The following is a 17135-nucleotide window of genomic DNA, read 5'->3' on the forward strand; positions in this document are numbered from 1 at the left end:
ATATTCGATGTTCACCGACAAGTTGCAGTTGTTATTGGTTGAAGACGATCTTGATTTAGCTACGGCGGTGATCGATTACCTAGAGCTAGAAGGTATTCTTTGTGACCATTCTGCCAATGGCAGTGCAGGGCTGAATCTGATTTTACTCAATCGCTATGATGCAGTGATATTGGATTTGAACTTACCTAAAATGAACGGTTTGCAAGTGTGTGAATCTTTGCGGCTGCAAGGTATCGATGTACCAGTACTCATGCTTACCGCGCGCGACACGCTTAACGATAAGCTCGACGGCTTTGCCAAAGGTGCTGATGATTACCTCATTAAGCCGTTTGCAATGGAAGAGCTCATTGTACGCATTCGAGTATTATCCCGTCGCCGAAGTGGTCAAGCTATGCGCCTGACCGTGGCCGATTTGGTCCTCGATTTGCAGCAGAAGCAGGCATTTCGCAATGGAGTAGGCTTAAAGCTATCGCCGACAGCGTTTAAAATTTTAGACGTGTTAATACGAGCGAGCCCTAACCCTGTGTCGCGTGAAAAACTGATGCAAAGTGTGTGGGGAGATGACCAACCAGACAGTAATAGTTTAAAAGTACACATGTTTAATTTACGTAAACACCTTGATGGCAACCAGGAACTCAAGTTGCTGCATACCGTTAGTGGTCATGGCTTTGCCATTAAAGATAACCAGTAGGATAGCCATTACATGAAATTAACTCCGAGCCTGCGAATTTTTGTACTACTGGTCATGTTGTTTACTGGTATTAGTACCATTTTAATTTTATCGATGCTCAGTGTGCACTATTTTATTTCTGGTATGGACCAAATCTTACAATCTACCATGTACGCTCAAGCACAAGATCAACAGGTTATCGATGGTCAGCCGAAAACATCACATTTTTTTACGGTGGCTTCACGTTGGCAAGACCTACCCGAAGAGATCCAACAAAATATTAAGTCTGAGCCTAACGAGTTTAACGTCTTGTATAAAAACATTATTGGCGGCTCGCCCATTACGCCCCCTGTAAAAGGCTTTTTTGTTATAAAAGTGCTTAAAGGCAATGAGGTGCGATATGTCTCCAGTATTTTTGACAGTAAAGCTGGCACTATGTCTCCTCCTAAAGGCATTCCCTTTTTTGTGGTGATATTAGCGACTGCAATTTTAGGTATTGTGATGTTTACTATCGTGTTGATGTTAATGATGCGAAAAGTGGCGCGGCCAATGAAGCGTTTAAGAACTTGGGCAAAAGGATTAAATAGCCAGCAATTAGCTCAGCCAATACCCGACTTTCATTTTAGCGAATTAAATACCTTAGCCGATATTGTTAAAACGAGTTTAGGCACTGTGCAGGAAAGCTTAGATCGTGAGCAACAATTTTTAGGCTATGCCAGCCATGAGTTACGCACCCCAATAGCGGTTATTCGGACTAATACTGAATTACTGCAAAAGCTGATAAGCAAAGGAGTTAGCGCAGAAAAGCAAGCCCAAGTGCTTAACCGTATTGAACGTGCAGGGCTCACCATGACAGATCTCACCGAAACCTTATTGTGGTTAACCCGGCGCGAAGGTAAAAGCTTACCCTTGAACGACGTTAATTTGGGTCAGCTTATTCGTCAGCTTGTGCAAGAGTTAAAGTATTTAATCCACGGCAAGAATATTGAAATTAGTATTGAAACCGATGACTCTACTCATCAACTGCCTGATACTCTCTGTCGAATTATTATCACCAACATCATCCGTAATGCTTTACAGCACACCATTGAGGGCAGCGTAACCATTCGTCAATCGTCCACATTGGTGAGTATCGCTAATCAGTGTGACTCTTATGCTGATAGCTTTGAAGAGCTCGGTTTTGGTTTAGGGCTTGAGTTAACCACTAGACTCATTACGCAATATGACTGGGATTATCAAAATCTAGATACTAATCGCGGCCACAAAGTGTCTATCGATTTTAGCCGTTAAAATTGCTTTTTAACATTAGGCTACAGGGGGAAGGTAGCCATTGTTTACACTACCAATCACTATGAATATCTACCTAGCCAAAGCCAGCGACACCATCGCTGGCTTTTTTGCGGGTCATTTGTGATTACGTCAATTCAGATAAAACTAATCGTTATAATGTGATTATAATTACATTATCATTAGGTGTTAACTTAATTCGATTGTACTGCAAAGTAATCGGCCTATAATGAGGGGTATCTTGACGCCGTACTAGGTTATGGGATCGCTGCAATGAAATACCTCACACATTTATTTTCTCTTCGTATTGGGCATGCGCTCAGAGAGTCGTTAAAAGACGCTCCCTACAAAGCCAATGCATTCTCTAAAGATTTGTTAGCTGGTTTAACGGTTGGCATTATTGCCATTCCACTGGCGATGGCACTGGCAATTGCTATTGGTGTTGCACCGCAATACGGATTATATACCGCCATTATTGCCGGGTTTATTATCCCGCTGACCGGTGGCTCACGTTATAGTGTATCTGGCCCGACTGCGGCGTTTGTGGTGATCCTTTACCCCATAGTGCATCAATATGGTCTGTCTGGATTATTGCTAGCGAGTATTTTGTCTGGAGTGATACTCATCGCTATGGCGTTGTTACGCCTAGGTCGCTATATCCAATATATCCCTGAGTCAGTCACCTTAGGTTTTACCGGCGGTATTGCGGTAGTGATTGCTGTGCTGCAAGTTAAAGATTTTTTCGGTCTAAGCATCAGTGACATGCCTGAAAATTTTGTCGGTAAAGTTGCCGTATTAACGCAAGAATTACCGACATTGTCATTGCCTACACTGGTGGTGGGGTTAAGTGCGTTAGTGATGTTTATTTTGTGGCCTAAGCTCAAGTTACCTGTGCCAGCACATCTTCCGGCTGTGGTGGTTGCCAGTCTGGTGGCGCTAGTGCTCAATCAGCAAGGCTTTCCTGTTGCGACGATTGGTTCTACTTTTAGTTTTACTTTCGCCGATGGTTCAATTGGCGCCGGTATTCCATCCATGTTGCCTGATTTTCAATGGCCTTGGCTGCGGACCCAGTCGGGCGAATTACCTATTGAACTCAGTTGGCAATTGGCTAGCGATTTATTATCTGCGGCATTTGCGATTGCCATGTTGGGGGCAATTGAATCATTACTGTGTGCTGTGGTGCTCGACGGCATGTCGGGTAAAAAGCACAGTGCTAATAGCGAACTGCTCGGCCAAGGTATCGGTAACATTATCGCGCCATTTTTTGGCGGTATTACTGCTACAGCGGCCATTGCTCGTTCAGCGGCTAATTATAAAGCTGGCGCGGTGAGTCCGGTAGCAGCGATGATCCATGCACTGGTGGTATTAGTGTCTTTGTTATCGCTGAGTACTATTTTGGCGTATATCCCCATGGCGGGCATGTCGGCATTACTCATTATGGTGGCTTGGAACATGAGCGAAGCCCCTAAGATTGTGCATCTTATAAAAAAAGCGCCCGCAAGCGAGGTGCTGGTATTGCTGGTGTGCTTGTTATTGACCATCTTCTTCGACATGGTGATTGCGATCAGTGCGGGGATCATTTTGGCGTCGTTGTTGTTCATGAAACAAGTGGCTGATATGACCAAGGTGCAAGACATTAGCGAGCAGAAAAAGCATATTCATGTTGAATTACCGCCGCGTTGGAAAGTCTTTAAAATCAATGGCCCGTTATTTTTTGCTGCCGCGGACAGTGTCTTTGGTGAGTTGGCGCATTTGAGCGCTGATCAAGATGGGGTGGTGTTGTATTTCGATGGGGTGTCTATCTTAGATTCTGGTGGTGTTTCTGCATTGTACAAGTATATTGCGAAATGTAAGCACCACAATACCCGAGTATTGCTCGCGGATTTTCAATTTCAGCCACTTAAAACCTTAGCTAAAGCAGGCTTTAAGCCAGATGGCGTGCAGTGTGTTACTTACTCAACCTTGGCCGATGCACTCGATGATGTGGTCAGATAGAAATAAAAAAGCGCCCTACTGAACATCAATAGGGCGCTGGATATTGGCTCGAGCTATCAGTGTTTATTCGCTGGCTTTTGCCACTTCAATGTAATGCCAAGAATCTGCAATATGCAGTCTTGCTGAGGTTACGTGTTTATTGCGCTCAACATTAATGTGGTTAGTTTGTTCTGACCACAATTCTTGTAGGGTCGTCATCTTAAGATAAAAACCCTCCATATTAGTGGTGATCGGTGTTTCCTGATAAACCCACAAATACTTACCCTGTAACTCAGTGCCCACATAGGTCAGGGTTAACGGATGTTGCTGCTGATCCTGCATCGAAAATGTCGATATAGCGTAATATGCAAAAGCTTCACGACTCACGGGATCGCTAATCAAATCGGCATTGCTATCAATGACTTGCTGAGCTGCATGCTCAGCGTCGTGCAAGTAAAATCGATGCTGAATTTCCAGCATACCGCTGCGCTGATTAAACACAATACTGGTGTAGGCTTCTTTTTGCTGGTGGCCATGGGCTTGGCCAGCCAATAAACTTAAGCCAATAACACTCAGTAATATTAGAACCAATTGACGCATTACTTTTTCTTCACTTTAATTTCAGGATCTTTCAGGGCTTCTTTATTGTCATGCATGATATCGCGATACTTATTACCTTTACGCTCTTCCTCTTTAAAGGCTTCAATGCGTGATGGGATAATTTGACGAGGATAATAGTTATTTTCAATATCCACATCGGCAGTTTCGCCGCGACGATCAACCACAGCAGACACTAATACATTATCTTTGTCGGTCACAATCAGTTTACTGACTTCAAACGGTGAGCGGCGCCAAATTTCAGCTGGCAGCACCAATGACTCGGTATCACCATTTTCAAACGTGAGTTCGAGCAAAATTGGCATCACTAAACCACCAAGATTGGAGAAGTTAAACACATAGTAGTTTTTATCTTCTTTCAATGCCCGCGCCAAGACTTGTTGCTCCCACGGATCCAGTTCGGCGTGTTTTTTGTTGTACTTGTTACGATCTTTATTGGTGACGCTGAATTGATCATGTTGGTCATGATAATCGGTATTACCTGGATTAAGTTCTACCCAGGTTTTTTGGCCACTTTGTTGATTACGTTCAACCGAATAAGGCATAGGTTTATCGTTATAATCTTGGCGACGACGATCAAAATCAATATCAGGATTATTGCTGTCTAAGCGCAGTTTATAAATACGATCTAGCGAGATATCGACATGATCTGTGGTGTAAAACCAGCCACGGAAAAACCAATCTAAATCAACCCCAGAGGCTTCTTCCATGGTGCGGAAAAAGTCGCTTGGTGTCGGGCGCTTATTCATCCAACGACGGCTGTACTCTTGAAAGGCAAAATCAAATAGCTCACGGCCTAATATCACTTCACGCAAAATGTTTAATGCAACAGCAGGTTTAATGTAGGCATTAGGACCAAGCTGCAACACACTGTCTGACTGAGTCATAATCGGAACTTGGACATTAGACTTCATGTATTCAATAACATCAGTTGGCTCACGTCCCCAAGATAAATTAGGATCCCATTCGCGGGTGGCAATGCCGTCTAAAAAGCTGTTTATGCCTTCATCCATCCAAGTCCATTGACGCTCGTCCGAGTTGACTATCATCGGAAAATAGTTATGACCGACTTCGTGGATCACCACGCCGATTAAGAATTGTTTTTCAGCCAAGGTGTATGTGCGACTGCCATCTTCATGCCAAATAGTACGTGGGCCATTAAAGCTGATCATCGGGTATTCCATGCCGCCAACGGGACCATTAACACTGATCGCTGCAGGGTAGGGATAATCGAAGGTAAAGCGTGAATAGACTTCAAGTGTATGAATCACTGCCGCTGTTGAATATTGCTGCCACAGCTCGCCACCCTCTTTAGGATAAAACGACATCGCCATTACATGTGGGTTTTGGCTGTTTTTTTGTTGGTAGCCTTGAGCGTCCCAGATAAATTTACGTGATGATGCCCAAGCAAAGTCGCGCACATTTTCGGCTTTAAAATGCCAAGTTTTAGTGCCTTTGGCTGTACTTGATTCATTGGCTAGAGCTTCGTCTTTAGAGACAATAAATACAGGTTTGTCAGCTTTTTTGGCGCTATCTAAACGCTTGAGTTGTTCAGATGACAGCACGCTTTTACTGTTTTGGAGCACGCCGGTAGCGGCCACAATATGGTCACTAGGTACTGTCATGCTCACATCGTAATTACCAAACTCGAGCGTAAACTCGCCGCTGCCTAAGAATTCTTTGTTATGCCATGCTTCGTAATCTGAATAACTGGCGACTCGCGGAAACCACTGCGCTAATAAGAAGATGTCATTGCCACCTTCACGATTATCGTCTGGAAAATGCTCATATCCAGAGCGTGCACCTACGGCATCTTCTTCTAAAATATTGTAGCCGTAATTAATGCGCAGTTGCGTCGATTGCTTGCTCTTTAGGGGCGTCGGTAAATCGACCCGCATTTGAGCGCCAACTATGGTGTATTTCAGTGGTTTTTTATTGGCACCGGTTACCGCCGCAATTTGGTAACCCAAATTGTTGTCGGCTAAAAATTGTTGGCGACGAAGATCTTGCAGGCTGATCTTTGCAAATGCGCTATCGCCATAAGTGTTCTCAGCCCTAACGCTCCCATCAACCCCATAAAAGGCGCTGCTTCGTTCAGCAATCGAGTCAGATTTAAAACGATTTTGTTCTAATTGGAACCACAAATATTTAAGCGTATACGGAGAATTATTATGATAGGTAATGACTTGCTCACCTTGAATAGCACGCTTTTGTTCATCTAATGTGACATTGATTTTATAATCTACTTGTTGTTGCCAATATTCTTTACCTGGTTCGCCAGCAGCATTGCGATAATCATTTGGTGTGGGAAGGCTCTCTTCAAGTTGTCGAAATTTGTCGTCGAACCGACCTTTACTCTGGACAATTTCTGAAGCCGAACTGGTGAAGATTGCTGAACTGGTCAATGCCAATATCAGCAGGTGAAGATACACGCGCATAAATACTCCTATGACTTCAGCAAGCTGATGCCATTAATCCCAAAATGATGATTTATTATTTTTTTGTTGGCGCAGTGTAACGAAAATGACAAGGTTATGCAGTGAGAAGAGTGTTACTAAGTTTTGCACCTTGCTGATGCCAATTCCCTCTGGCATAAAAACAGCGAGTTTAATCAAGGATAGGTAAAAACTTTTGCAGGTTTTTATAGCGGGCGTCGGCTGAGGTGACTTCCGGTAATATTTTGTATTTATCCATAATTTGCTTATATTCGCCATTGGCTTTTAGCATCTGTATGCCGCGGTCAAAAGCGCTCACATAGGCTTTATTTTGCGGGTTAAAACCAATATATAAAGGAACCGGTTTACCTATAGTGCCTGCATAACGAAGTTGTTGATTTAAGTTTAGTTGACTTGCGGTGTACTCAATGACATTTTTGTTGTCGATAATCACCGAGTGGCGGCCTTTTATAAGGCGAATAATGTTCATCGCGATAGGGTCATTACCCGAGGCAAAATAGGTGCTCGGGTGGGAGTTAAGCCATGTATCCAGTTCTTTGCCATATTGGTAGCCAGTGACAACGGCAACCTGTTGGGTATTATTGAGGTCGGATATTTGCTCAAATGACTCAGTGCTGTCAACTAGAGTATAAAAGTCGTTACTTTTATAGCCCACAATCACGTCATTACTCAGTAATTGATAGTTGCCTATCGCTTTTTTAGACAATCCAATGACAGCATCGACATTGTTCCTTTGAAGTTCAAGCATGACTCGTTTAAAAGGGGCTATCATAAATTCAACAGGTTGATTTTGAATTTCAAAAGCGCGACGAGTCAATTCCACAACATAACCAGTGTTAGTATCACAGGCATATGGGCACCAAATATCTGAGGCAATACGAATTGGCGCGGCATGGGCGTGAATACTGAAAACAGACAGTAAAATGAACAGGTACTTTAGCAAGTATTGTGCTCCATGGGATGAACGGGCGCGTATAGTAATTGTTTAAAGTGAAGAGGCAATCTTTTTTTGATTAAAAAAGATACTATTTAAGTATTTACTAACAAATATGTTCATATTGTGAACAGCTACAGTGTGCCAATAACAGATAGTTAACATTGGTTACTTTTTAACTGCAATTAACCGAGAGAACATTTTTATGGCGACATTAGATAGACAATTTACTCATGTGATGGTTGAGCAACCTGGCGAACCAAGCGTGATGACCATGGCACAATCAACTCTTGCGATGCCATCCGCGGGTCAAGTGACGATTAAGGTACATGCTGCTGGAGTGAATGGCCCAGACATTAAACAGCGTGTGGGGGCTTATCCACCGCCAGCAGATGCTAGCCCAATCCTAGGTTTAGAAGTGGCCGGTGAAATTGTTGCCGTGGCAGATGATGTAACTCAGTGGCAGGTCGGCGACAAAGTGTGTGCGTTAGTGCCTGGTGGTGGTTATGCCGAGCTGGTTAACACTTATGCCGCCCATTGTTTACCTATTCCTACCGGTTACAGTTACGTACAAGCGGCAGCTCTGCCAGAAACCTTTTTTACTGTGTGGGGTAACTTATTTATTCGTGGCGGGCTTAAAGCAGGTGAAACCGTACTGATCCATGGTGGATCTGGCGGTATCGGCACGACCGCAATCCAAATGGCCAGTCGCTTAGGTGCTAAGGTATTTGCGACTTCTGGTAGCGCTGAAAAATGCCAATATTGTTTGGATCAAGGGGCCAGTGTGGCCATTAATTATAATGAAGAGCATTTTGTCGAACTTATCTTGGCGGCAACGGATGGCTTAGGGGTCAATGTGATTATGGACATTGCTGGTGGCGACTTTATTAATGAAAATCTCAAAGCCATAGCCACTGATGGGCGTATGGTGTCCGTCGCGATGCAACGGGGTCCTCAGGCAAATGTAGATATTTTTCGCATTATGGCAAAACGGGTAGTGTGGACAGGTTCAACATTACGACCACAAAGCGTGCAAAATAAAGCGCAAATTGCTCAAGGCTTAGCGCAATATGTATGGCCATTATTAAACAGTGGTGAAATGAGTATTCCTGTTGATAGCGTATTTGCTTTTGCTCAAGTCGTCGAGGCACATCAGCGTATGGAATCTGGGCAACATAAAGGCAAGATTGTATTAAATCTACAAGCCTAAGCCGCGGCGTTATGTGTGTGCCGATCCATTCGGAATATTTATCAGCATATATTTTGCTAAAAAAACTTGAAGCTTGATTTTTTTAAGCTAAAGTCGTCAAGACAAAGTGGTTAGCCTAAAAGTGGCTAATTGCCTTTGTGGACGATTATTTTGTGAGAAAAAAGACAGTAAAGTGTTAAAAATCGACTACGACGGACATTTTTATGCGATTACTTGAAAAAATCATCGTTTTAGGCATTGATTCTCAGAAATATTCTGTTTAAATACCCACGTAAATACAGAACAAATAATCGTGTTGTAGATTGGCTGTTTTATTAGCCATCAAGCTGCATCATTTTTAGGATATGTGTTGATTTAAGGGCGTTAGCATATATGTATAACACAGCAAAAAAACAGGTTTGGTTTGGTGAATTAAGAACATCAAAAGGTAATACTATTGTTGTTCATGATAACCAACTGCCACAAGCGTCTCCAGGGCGCATCTACTTTTACAATACAATTCGTAATACGATTGTTGAGTATGTAGAAGACATCGTTAAAGTGAATTTACATGACTTAGATGATGAGCAAACAAAAGCGGCAATCGCTGAGTTTAATGATGCTTGGAAAGCGGCACGTGCTGAGTTTATGTTAAAGCATCAATCACGTATCGACTTGTCAAAAGTACCAGACACAGCGCCTCCTCGTAAGGCTAAACCAGTGCCAGAACCAGATGAAGTTATTGATTCAGATGATGACATTCCAGAATTTGATGACTCAGATGATGATGATGACAGCTTTGATGAAATAGGTGATAGCTTAGACGATTAATTCTGTGCAATACATTAAGTTTTAGACTTAATGTATTGTGTGATTAGCCGCATTACTGGTTTATATTGGTCATAGATTGACAACGTCATAAGCAATAATTTTTTATTGCTTATGACGTTTATTCTTTGTCAAAACTATCAACAATAATTGCGCCCATCGATGCGGGCATCGCAATTAATATCATCCGCTTAAATGCTAAAATGGGATCGTCCCATAACGGCAATTTATCTAATGCTAAAAGCACTATTCCCACGACTAATAACGTCAATATATAGGCAGCAACAACTCGTAATAGAAATGCTTGTCTGCGCTTAATAATATTGGCCTGAAATACACTCTGGTAGGCAAATAAGGCAATAAACGCTAGCGACAGTACCACGATCAAGACCAAATTTAAGCTTGGTAAGCTGGCTGATAAATGCCAAGCTTCTTCAGAAAATGCAATCGGCACCGACAGGGCAAAAGCCCCTATGGCAATTTGGCCAATGTCTTCAGCATTAAAATTAGATTTAACAGGCGGATTATTCTGCATCAAACTGATATCGAGTGATGTGATGATAAACGTGTCCCGGTTTTACCCACACATCACCAGCTAAGTCTGGTTGATTAGGTGAATCAGGTAGCATCTGCGGTTCAATACACACGGCTTGGTGATCGCAAAGTAGACGTTGTTTTTTACCAATAGTGCCTTGCAAAAAATTAGCCCCGTAAACTTGTACGCCGGGTTGGTTAGTATAAACCGTCATACTGCGGCCGCTATTTGGGCTAGCTAAGCAACCAAAACGTTGCAAGTCTGCCCCTGGGTTATCTAACACATAACAATGATCAAAACCTTTAGTGGCGGCTAATGCTGCGCGCTCGGTCTGCACCGACATTGGTGTAGGTACAGCCATGTCTAAATCGCTGCCTGCGGTAGCTTGCATTGATGTAGGTATGCCAACATCATTCATTGTGAGGTAATGTTTAGCATCCACTTGCAGAGTATGTTGAGCATTGGTGTCGCTACGATTACCGTCTAAATTAAAGTAGCTATGCTGGGTTAAACTGATGGGGCAGGCTTTATCTGTGCTGGCCAGCATTTCAATGTACACATTGTTACCCGCTAAGCGGTAATCGAGCTGTACGGTGCAATTACCTGGAAAGCCCATGTCGCCGTCAGGGCTTTTTAAGGTTAAGCGCATGCCATCACTTAATGGCCCAAGCTGCCATAATTTGCGATTAAACCCCTCCGCGCCACCATGTAAACAGTTAGTCGCTTGGTTAATACTCAGTGAGTATTGTTGGCCATTATATTGAGTTTTACCATTGGCAATACGATTGCTATAACGTCCTGCAATCGCACCTAAATGTGCTTGTTGGGCTAAATAATCTTCGGCGCTGTCGCAACCTAAGACAATATTTTTACGTTCACCATTGCGATCGGGAGTCCATAATGATCGAATAATGCCGCCTAAACTTAATACTTCGAGTGCGATGATGCCATTATCGATTCTTACCCGTTCAATCTCTCCACCACGGGGATCTTGCCAAGGTTCCAATACACTAAAACGTACCATTTATGCTTCCCACTTTTGTAAAATATTAACTGATGCGTCCTGCACCGCCACTTGCTGAACACAAGTATATTGTTGCTTCGATACCTGTTTGCTCAAAATATTGCTTTTCAACCACATTAATCACCTCATCGGTGAGATCATGATTAACCAGAGCTAATACACAGCCATCGCTCATCCGCACACCGCCTTGTTCGCCGATCAGCGATGCAACCATAGTCACCAAGCAATCGATTTCAGGGGTAATAATCTCAAAGTCATCACGCATTGAAACTTGAGACTGCGCCATTAACTCACTAAAACGAGCAATATTATTCTGTTGTAATGCTCGGGCTGCATTACTGGTGCGTTGGTTTTCAGTGATCACATGGCGAGCACGGCGAAACTGCTCATCACTCAATACCTCTTTATTTAGATTCAGTTGGGCGAGTGATAAATCGCGAAGAGAATCGAGGCCAAGTATCGCAGTGATCTGACTGCATTCTTGTTTGCGCTGTTCAAACTGCTGTGTAAAAACATGACGATCTTGTTTTATATCAATCACAATCAAGCTTAATTCTTCAGGCAATAGCACAGCTTCGCTTTCTAGTTCTAAGCAATCAATCAATAAGGCATGATCGGGCTCAGCCATCGCACTGATAATTTGGTCCATCATGCCGCAATTTAATTGCATAAATTGGCTTTCACCGCGCTGTGCTAATTGGGCAATAGCAATAGGTGATAAATGTAATTGGCTGGCATTACTGATAGCAGTACCAAACGCGATTTCCAGTGCTGCTGAAGATGATAAACCTGCCCCAAGCGGCACATCACCGACAATCGCTAAGTCTAAGCCTTTTGCCTGTAAACCTGATTGGTTCATTGCGGCTGTAACGCCCTTTAAATAATGGCTCCAATCATCGCCAGCAGCTACGGTTCCTTCTTCGCCAAAGTACCATTGTTTAATGTGCCCCGGAAAAGCGGTACTGACCGCGCGAAATAAATCATCATCGCGATGCTTTACAGCAATAACAGTATGAAAATTAATGGCGGCAGGTAATGCGAGGCCTTCGTTATAGTCGGTATGTTCGCCCATAATGTTAACTCGCCCGGGCGCTTGGTATAAATCATCGGGCTTAGTGCCAAAAGTTTGCACGAATAATTTAGTCGCGCGTTGAGCAGGGTTTGACATACTTCAAAAAATCCAACAAAGGGTGACAAGAAAAAGTCTTATTAGTGGAGTTATAGCATGACTTTACTCGATCTGTAACTGTGATTTGTTTATCCGACGCAAAATTGAAAATACGTTGTGGAAAACAAAAACGCCTAGAGATATTTCTAGGCGTTTTAAATGGATCGCAACTTAGGGACAGATTTTATGATGTTGACTTAACGGGCTGCTCATCTGCCGCTATAGCGTGATTCTCATTGGTTATTTCGCCGGCGGATTCAGATGCGATGACTGATGGCGAATCAAGTAGCTCTTTAATCACATGGTCAACAAAACCTCTACCTGCTGCTTCATACAAGTTGTACACAGTATTCACACCTGAGTCTTTTAACGAATCGGCGTCTTCTGTGTATTGTACAATGGCACTGATTTTACCTTCGTAATTTAATCTTTTTAGTTGTTGAACGGCAAACAAGTTACCGACGTGATTTGGCATTGCCAGTAAAACCAACTCTAAATTAGGAGCTCGTTCGAGCTTTTCCCAAAAATCGGTATCGCCAGCATCCCCTTGAACGACATTACGACCTTGATTGCGATGAAAGTCGACCAGCTCTTGTTTATGCTCAATACCTAATATTTCGCCTATGTATTTTGAACGTAATTCATCATAAGCACCTGAACCAATTCGGCCCATACCTAAAATTAAGAAGCGTGGATTACCAATTGGAATCTGGCGATCTTCAGGGTGCAAAGGATGGCGTTCTAGTTTCATTAGTCTGGTTTGATAACGTAAATAAATCTTCGCGACGCTGTTATTCAGCGGTGCTGCAAATAAGAAACTAATGCTTAAGGCGACCGCAATAATAATCAGCCATTGCGGTGGTAACCAACCTTTTTGCGCCGCAACAGCAGCTACAATTAAACCAAACTCACTGTAGTTACCTAAGTTAAATGAGGCTAATAACGAGGTGCGCGAACGTAATTTAAAGCGGGTTAGCAAGTAGATAAACATAACAATCTTAACCGGGATTAACACCACTAAAATAGCGGCTAAGCCGATATCTGCCAGTGTCGGCAAACCGTTTAAACCAATGGTTAAGAAAAATGCGACTAAGAATAGCTCTTTAAAGAAATAAATCGATTTAGCTAATTCAGATGATTTAGCATGTCCTGCGAGTAAAATCCCCACAATTAGAGCGCCTAAATCTGGCTTTAAACCTACGGCTTCAAATAGCCATGCGCCCACAACTAAGGCCATGACTAGGCCAAATAACACTAACATTTCACCGTGGCCTACTCGGTCAAACACTTTGTATATCAGTGGCTTTGCTAATGGGAGTAACAACAAGGCAAAGGCCCAAACAGATGGAATGTTACCTTTGGAAATGGTTAAAAATATTACCGCGAAGATATCTTGCATAATTAAGATACCAATCGCTACTCGACCATATAGAGACTGCATATCACCGCTGTCTTCAAGTACTTTTACCGCAAATACAGTACTTGAAAAACTCAGAGCAAACGCAACTAGCATCAGTTGATTAAAGCTAAACCCATCTAGTTGCTCAATGCCTAAAAAGCCTAATACCTTAAGTACAGGCACAAAAAACAGAATTGAACCGATTAAATGCAAACTTGAACCAGCCCATACTTCGGCTTTAAAAAGACTCTTTAGATCAAGTTTAAGGCCAATGGAAAACAGCAGTAAGGTAACGCCTAGGTCGGCAAGCTGTTGCAAAATAGGCAAGCTAGTGTCTTTAATTCCTAAGGTAAATAATACAAAACCAGCAGCAAGATAACCTATGAGTGGCGGTAAACCAACACGGCTAACCAACATACCGCAAAGCAGAGTGATAATAAGGATAGCGGGTTCCATAAAACTCCTTAGATGAGGAATATAAAAATTATATTGTATAAGAAAAAGGTTAACTTACGGTGACTTTAATACCACAAAAGCAAAAAACAGCATCTTTAGTGATTAAAGATACTGTTTTATATTGTGTTCTAGGCAAAGATTTTACTAACAGATTATCTTTATAACTGCACTTAATACCCTACTTACAGCTAAGTATGATGAGCAACATAGCCTGTTAGGTAACTTATTTAGTCAATAAAGTGAATGCATTATATTTGCCGTGTAGATATCGCACATTGCGTTAATGCGCGATATTACTCAGGCGATTTATTTTGCTAAAAGGATATCTAAATGGGCTGCAAAGTCTTTTGGTCCCATAAATCCGGTTACCCGTAAATCTTCACGTTGTTTGCCGTCGGTATTGAACATTAATAATGTCGGTAAACCCAATACGCCATAATGCTCTAGCAGCTCAATATCAATATCATCACTGGCAGTCACGTCCGCTTGTAATAACACCATTTGCTTCATCCGTGCTTCTACATCAGCATTTTTAAAGGTAATAGCTTCAAACTCTTTACAAGCCACACACCAGTCGGCATATAAATCTAACATTACCGTTTTGCCGCTAATACTGGCTTTATCTAATTCTACTTCTAAATCGTCTAGCGATTTAATGCGGATAAAGTGATTCGCTTCGGTTTTGGTTTTACCTTCAACACCCGCTTGGTTCATCTGCACAGAGGTATGGCCAAAGCCAGCCATCATTGCTTGGAAACCATAAGAGAAGCTTGCCATTAACGCCAACAATAGCAGTACTCCACGGGTGCTTTGTTTCCAGTTAAACTCTGACAATCTATTTTGATGCATTAAGTAAGCAATTAAGCTGATTGCCCATACAGACCAGAGTAAATCGGATACTAAACCTGGCCAAATACGGCCAATCATCACGATAGACACTGAAATCAGCAAGAAGCCAAAGATGGTTTTAATAATGTCCATCCAAGCCCCTGCGCGAGGTAAAATTTTACCACCGGAAGTGCCAATAACTAATAACGGTAAGCCCATGCCCATACTCAGGACATATAGGGCTAAAAAGCCTTGTAGTAGGTCGCCAGACTGCGCCACGTAAATAAGCACGCCAGATAATGGCGCTGTGGTGCAAGGTGAGGCGACTAAGCCTGAAATCACGCCCATCATGAACACGCCAATCAGGTTGCCACCTTTTTGGTTGTTCGACATTGAGTTCATTTTTTCCTGCCATTTAGATGGCAGTTTTAAATCGTACATGCCAAACATCGACAAACTCAGCAATACAAACATCACTGCTAAGAAAATCAAAATTGCAGGGTGTTGCAAGGCTGCTTGAAACTTAAGTCCAGCAGAGGCAACAACTAGTCCGAGTAAGGAGTAAGTAATCGCCATGCCTTGTACATAGGCCATAGAGAGGGTGAAGGCTTTGGCCGTTGACAATTTTTGGCCTTGGCCAACAATAATGCCCGATAAAATAGGGTACATAGGGAACACGCATGGTGTTAATGCTAAGCCGATACCTAAACCAAAGAAAATCACTAAGGTCCACAACAGGCTATCGTTTTGCAGCATTTGGTTTAACGTGTCTTGCTCAGTGATAGGGGTTGCTGGAGCATCAGTTGCATTGGTTACCTTTGCTGATTGCGTGTCATCAGGGGCGCCAATCACTTTTTTGCTGACTATCTTGCCATCATTCGCTTCAATGGCTGATAAGGTCACATCACGCTTGGTCGGTGGGTAACACAAAGTACCTTCAGCACAACCCATAAAGGTGACATGAAACACCGCACCTTCTTGGGCTTCTTTAAATGCAATCGGAATTTCAACGAACGAGTAAAACACCTCTTGGTCGCCAAAATATTCGTCATGGTGGTTTTTACCATGAGGTAATTCAACATCACCAATAACTGCACCATCGACAGAAAACTGCAGCTTGTCGCGGTATAGATAATAACCCTCAGCAATCACAAAGTTGATTTTGAGCTGATTACCTTGTTGCTGGTAGTCAAACACAAAAGCATCGTTGACCTTCATTAATTCAGGTTCACTGCTTAAAAAGCTGAATTTATTCCCCAGGGCATTCGCGCTGTGTGCCACTGGCGCGAGGAGGATTGATGACATCAGTAACAGAGATGTTAGGCATAGTGCGACGATTTTTTTCATGATGGTGAGTTGTCTTTTATCCATTGTAAATAAGGGCCAAAACCACCGATAATCGGAGTGGCAATGAATTCTGGTACTTCATAAGGATGCATTTTGATCACGAGTTGTTCAATTGAATGATAATCAGATGCCATACATTTTATTTGTATTGGTACTTCATTTGACTGACAAATTTTATTGTCCCAGCGATAAATTGACTCAACGGCTTGGCCTATTTGTACGCATGCTGCCAATTTCGCTTCGACTAATTTTGTCGCAATACCTGCAGCAACCTCAGCATTTGGGCAAGAGGTTAAAATAAGTAGCTGTTCAGGTTTATACATAAGTTGTCTTAAAGTTTACTTAAGTTAAAGGCGTTATACTGCAACGCATTACAGTACGATGTTTTAGCATCATTTTCATTAAACTGAGATGATATTCGT

14 protein-coding genes are annotated in these 17135 nt (G+C 42.5%); 5 read left to right on the forward strand and 9 right to left on the reverse strand.

All coding sequences use genetic code 11. From position 1 onward, the window contains the following. The first annotated feature begins 7 nt into the window (after nt 1-7). The 3 genes from ACED29_RS03550 to dauA all read left to right on the forward strand — a co-directional run bounded on the left by ACED29_RS03550 (nt 8) and on the right by dauA (nt 3952). On the forward strand, nt 8-691 hold the full coding sequence (locus ACED29_RS03550; RefSeq protein WP_182755505.1) for a response regulator transcription factor: 684 nt from the start codon (nt 8-10) through the stop codon (nt 689-691). 12 nt (nt 692-703) lie between these two features. After that, entirely contained in the window at nt 704-1960 is a 1257-nt protein-coding gene (locus tag ACED29_RS03555) for a histidine kinase dimerization/phospho-acceptor domain-containing protein (RefSeq protein WP_371697052.1), read from the forward strand. Between the two features lie 270 nt (nt 1961-2230). After that, a complete protein-coding gene (gene dauA / locus ACED29_RS03560; RefSeq protein WP_124015260.1) occupies nt 2231-3952 on the forward strand; it encodes a C4-dicarboxylic acid transporter DauA in 1722 nt (573 codons plus the stop codon). A gap of 63 nt (nt 3953-4015) precedes the next feature. Here dauA and ACED29_RS03565 read toward each other — a convergent pair whose 3' ends face one another. From ACED29_RS03565 to ACED29_RS03575, 3 genes are all read right to left on the reverse strand, one after another. Continuing rightward, entirely contained in the window at nt 4016-4531 is a 516-nt protein-coding gene (locus tag ACED29_RS03565) for a DUF6702 family protein (RefSeq protein ID WP_124015259.1), read from the reverse strand. Further along, nucleotides 4531-6987, reverse strand: a complete 2457-nt coding sequence (locus ACED29_RS03570) for a M1 family metallopeptidase (RefSeq protein WP_371697053.1) — start codon at nt 6985-6987, stop codon at nt 4531-4533. The genes ACED29_RS03565 and ACED29_RS03570 overlap by 1 nt, the downstream gene beginning before the upstream one ends. 169 nt (nt 6988-7156) lie before the next feature. Further along, complete coding sequence (locus ACED29_RS03575) at nt 7157-7948, reverse strand: ABC transporter substrate-binding protein (RefSeq protein ID WP_182696852.1); 792 nt, start codon at nt 7946-7948, stop codon at nt 7157-7159. A 196-nt stretch (nt 7949-8144) separates the two neighbouring features. Here ACED29_RS03575 and ACED29_RS03580 point away from each other — a divergent pair, with 196 nt between their 5' ends. Both ACED29_RS03580 and ACED29_RS03585 read left to right on the forward strand, forming a co-directional pair. Next, nucleotides 8145-9149, forward strand: coding sequence for an NAD(P)H-quinone oxidoreductase (locus ACED29_RS03580; RefSeq protein ID WP_371697054.1), 1005 nt, complete (start codon nt 8145-8147; stop codon nt 9147-9149). A gap of 372 nt (nt 9150-9521) precedes the next feature. After that, complete coding sequence (locus ACED29_RS03585) at nt 9522-9959, forward strand: hypothetical protein (protein ID WP_182723631.1); 438 nt, start codon at nt 9522-9524, stop codon at nt 9957-9959. Between the two features lie 118 nt (nt 9960-10077). On the opposite strand, the gene ACED29_RS03590 is transcribed toward ACED29_RS03585, so the two are convergent. The 6 genes from ACED29_RS03590 to cutA form a co-directional block, all read right to left on the reverse strand. Beyond that, nucleotides 10078-10491: a DUF2391 family protein gene (locus ACED29_RS03590; protein WP_124015254.1), complete on the reverse strand. Its 414-nt coding sequence runs from the start codon at nt 10489-10491 to the stop codon at nt 10078-10080. Beyond that, nucleotides 10481-11515 (reverse strand): aldose epimerase family protein, encoded by a 1035-nt coding sequence (locus ACED29_RS03595; protein WP_371697055.1) that lies wholly within the window; start codon nt 11513-11515, stop codon nt 10481-10483. Before ACED29_RS03595 ends, ACED29_RS03590 begins: the two co-directional genes overlap by 11 nt. Nucleotides 11516-11540: 25 nt before the next feature. Then, nucleotides 11541-12683, reverse strand: a complete 1143-nt coding sequence (gene galK / locus ACED29_RS03600; protein WP_182723629.1) for a galactokinase — start codon at nt 12681-12683, stop codon at nt 11541-11543. Between the two features lie 184 nt (nt 12684-12867). After that, nucleotides 12868-14538, reverse strand: a complete 1671-nt coding sequence (locus ACED29_RS03605) for a cation:proton antiporter family protein (protein WP_182723628.1) — start codon at nt 14536-14538, stop codon at nt 12868-12870. A 306-nt stretch (nt 14539-14844) separates the two neighbouring features. After that, nucleotides 14845-16713 carry a protein-disulfide reductase DsbD gene (locus ACED29_RS03610; RefSeq protein WP_371697056.1) on the reverse strand — a complete coding sequence of 623 codons (1869 nt, stop codon included), beginning with the start codon at nt 16711-16713 and terminating at the stop codon, nt 14845-14847. Continuing rightward, nucleotides 16710-17036, reverse strand: coding sequence for a divalent-cation tolerance protein CutA (cutA, locus tag ACED29_RS03615; RefSeq protein ID WP_124015249.1), 327 nt, complete (start codon nt 17034-17036; stop codon nt 16710-16712). Before cutA ends, ACED29_RS03610 begins: the two co-directional genes overlap by 4 nt. Nucleotides 17037-17135: the final 99 nt, after the last annotated feature.

The organism is Shewanella sp. 5S214 (assembly GCF_041439795.1).
Classification (GTDB): domain Bacteria; phylum Pseudomonadota; class Gammaproteobacteria; order Enterobacterales; family Shewanellaceae; genus Shewanella; species Shewanella vesiculosa.

Bases quoted from the DNA above. Each gene is read 5' to 3' on its own strand.
- galK (WP_182723629.1), bottom strand. From the start codon at position 12,683: ATGTCAAACCCTGCTCAACGCGCGACTAAATTATTCGTGCAAACTTTT.
- ACED29_RS03555 (WP_371697052.1), top strand. From the start codon at position 704: ATGAAATTAACTCCGAGCCTGCGAATTTTTGTACTACTGGTCATGTTG.
- ACED29_RS03585 (WP_182723631.1), top strand. From the start codon at position 9,522: ATGTATAACACAGCAAAAAAACAGGTTTGGTTTGGTGAATTAAGAACA.
- ACED29_RS03565 (WP_124015259.1), bottom strand. From the start codon at position 4,531: ATGCGTCAATTGGTTCTAATATTACTGAGTGTTATTGGCTTAAGTTTA.
- dauA (WP_124015260.1), top strand. From the start codon at position 2,231: ATGAAATACCTCACACATTTATTTTCTCTTCGTATTGGGCATGCGCTC.
- cutA (WP_124015249.1), bottom strand. From the start codon at position 17,036: ATGTATAAACCTGAACAGCTACTTATTTTAACCTCTTGCCCAAATGCT.
- ACED29_RS03610 (WP_371697056.1), bottom strand. From the start codon at position 16,713: ATGAAAAAAATCGTCGCACTATGCCTAACATCTCTGTTACTGATGTCA.
- ACED29_RS03550 (WP_182755505.1), top strand. From the start codon at position 8: ATGTTCACCGACAAGTTGCAGTTGTTATTGGTTGAAGACGATCTTGAT.
- ACED29_RS03570 (WP_371697053.1), bottom strand. From the start codon at position 6,987: ATGCGCGTGTATCTTCACCTGCTGATATTGGCATTGACCAGTTCAGCA.
- ACED29_RS03605 (WP_182723628.1), bottom strand. From the start codon at position 14,538: ATGGAACCCGCTATCCTTATTATCACTCTGCTTTGCGGTATGTTGGTT.
- ACED29_RS03580 (WP_371697054.1), top strand. From the start codon at position 8,145: ATGGCGACATTAGATAGACAATTTACTCATGTGATGGTTGAGCAACCT.
- ACED29_RS03595 (WP_371697055.1), bottom strand. From the start codon at position 11,515: ATGGTACGTTTTAGTGTATTGGAACCTTGGCAAGATCCCCGTGGTGGA.
- ACED29_RS03590 (WP_124015254.1), bottom strand. From the start codon at position 10,491: ATGCAGAATAATCCGCCTGTTAAATCTAATTTTAATGCTGAAGACATT.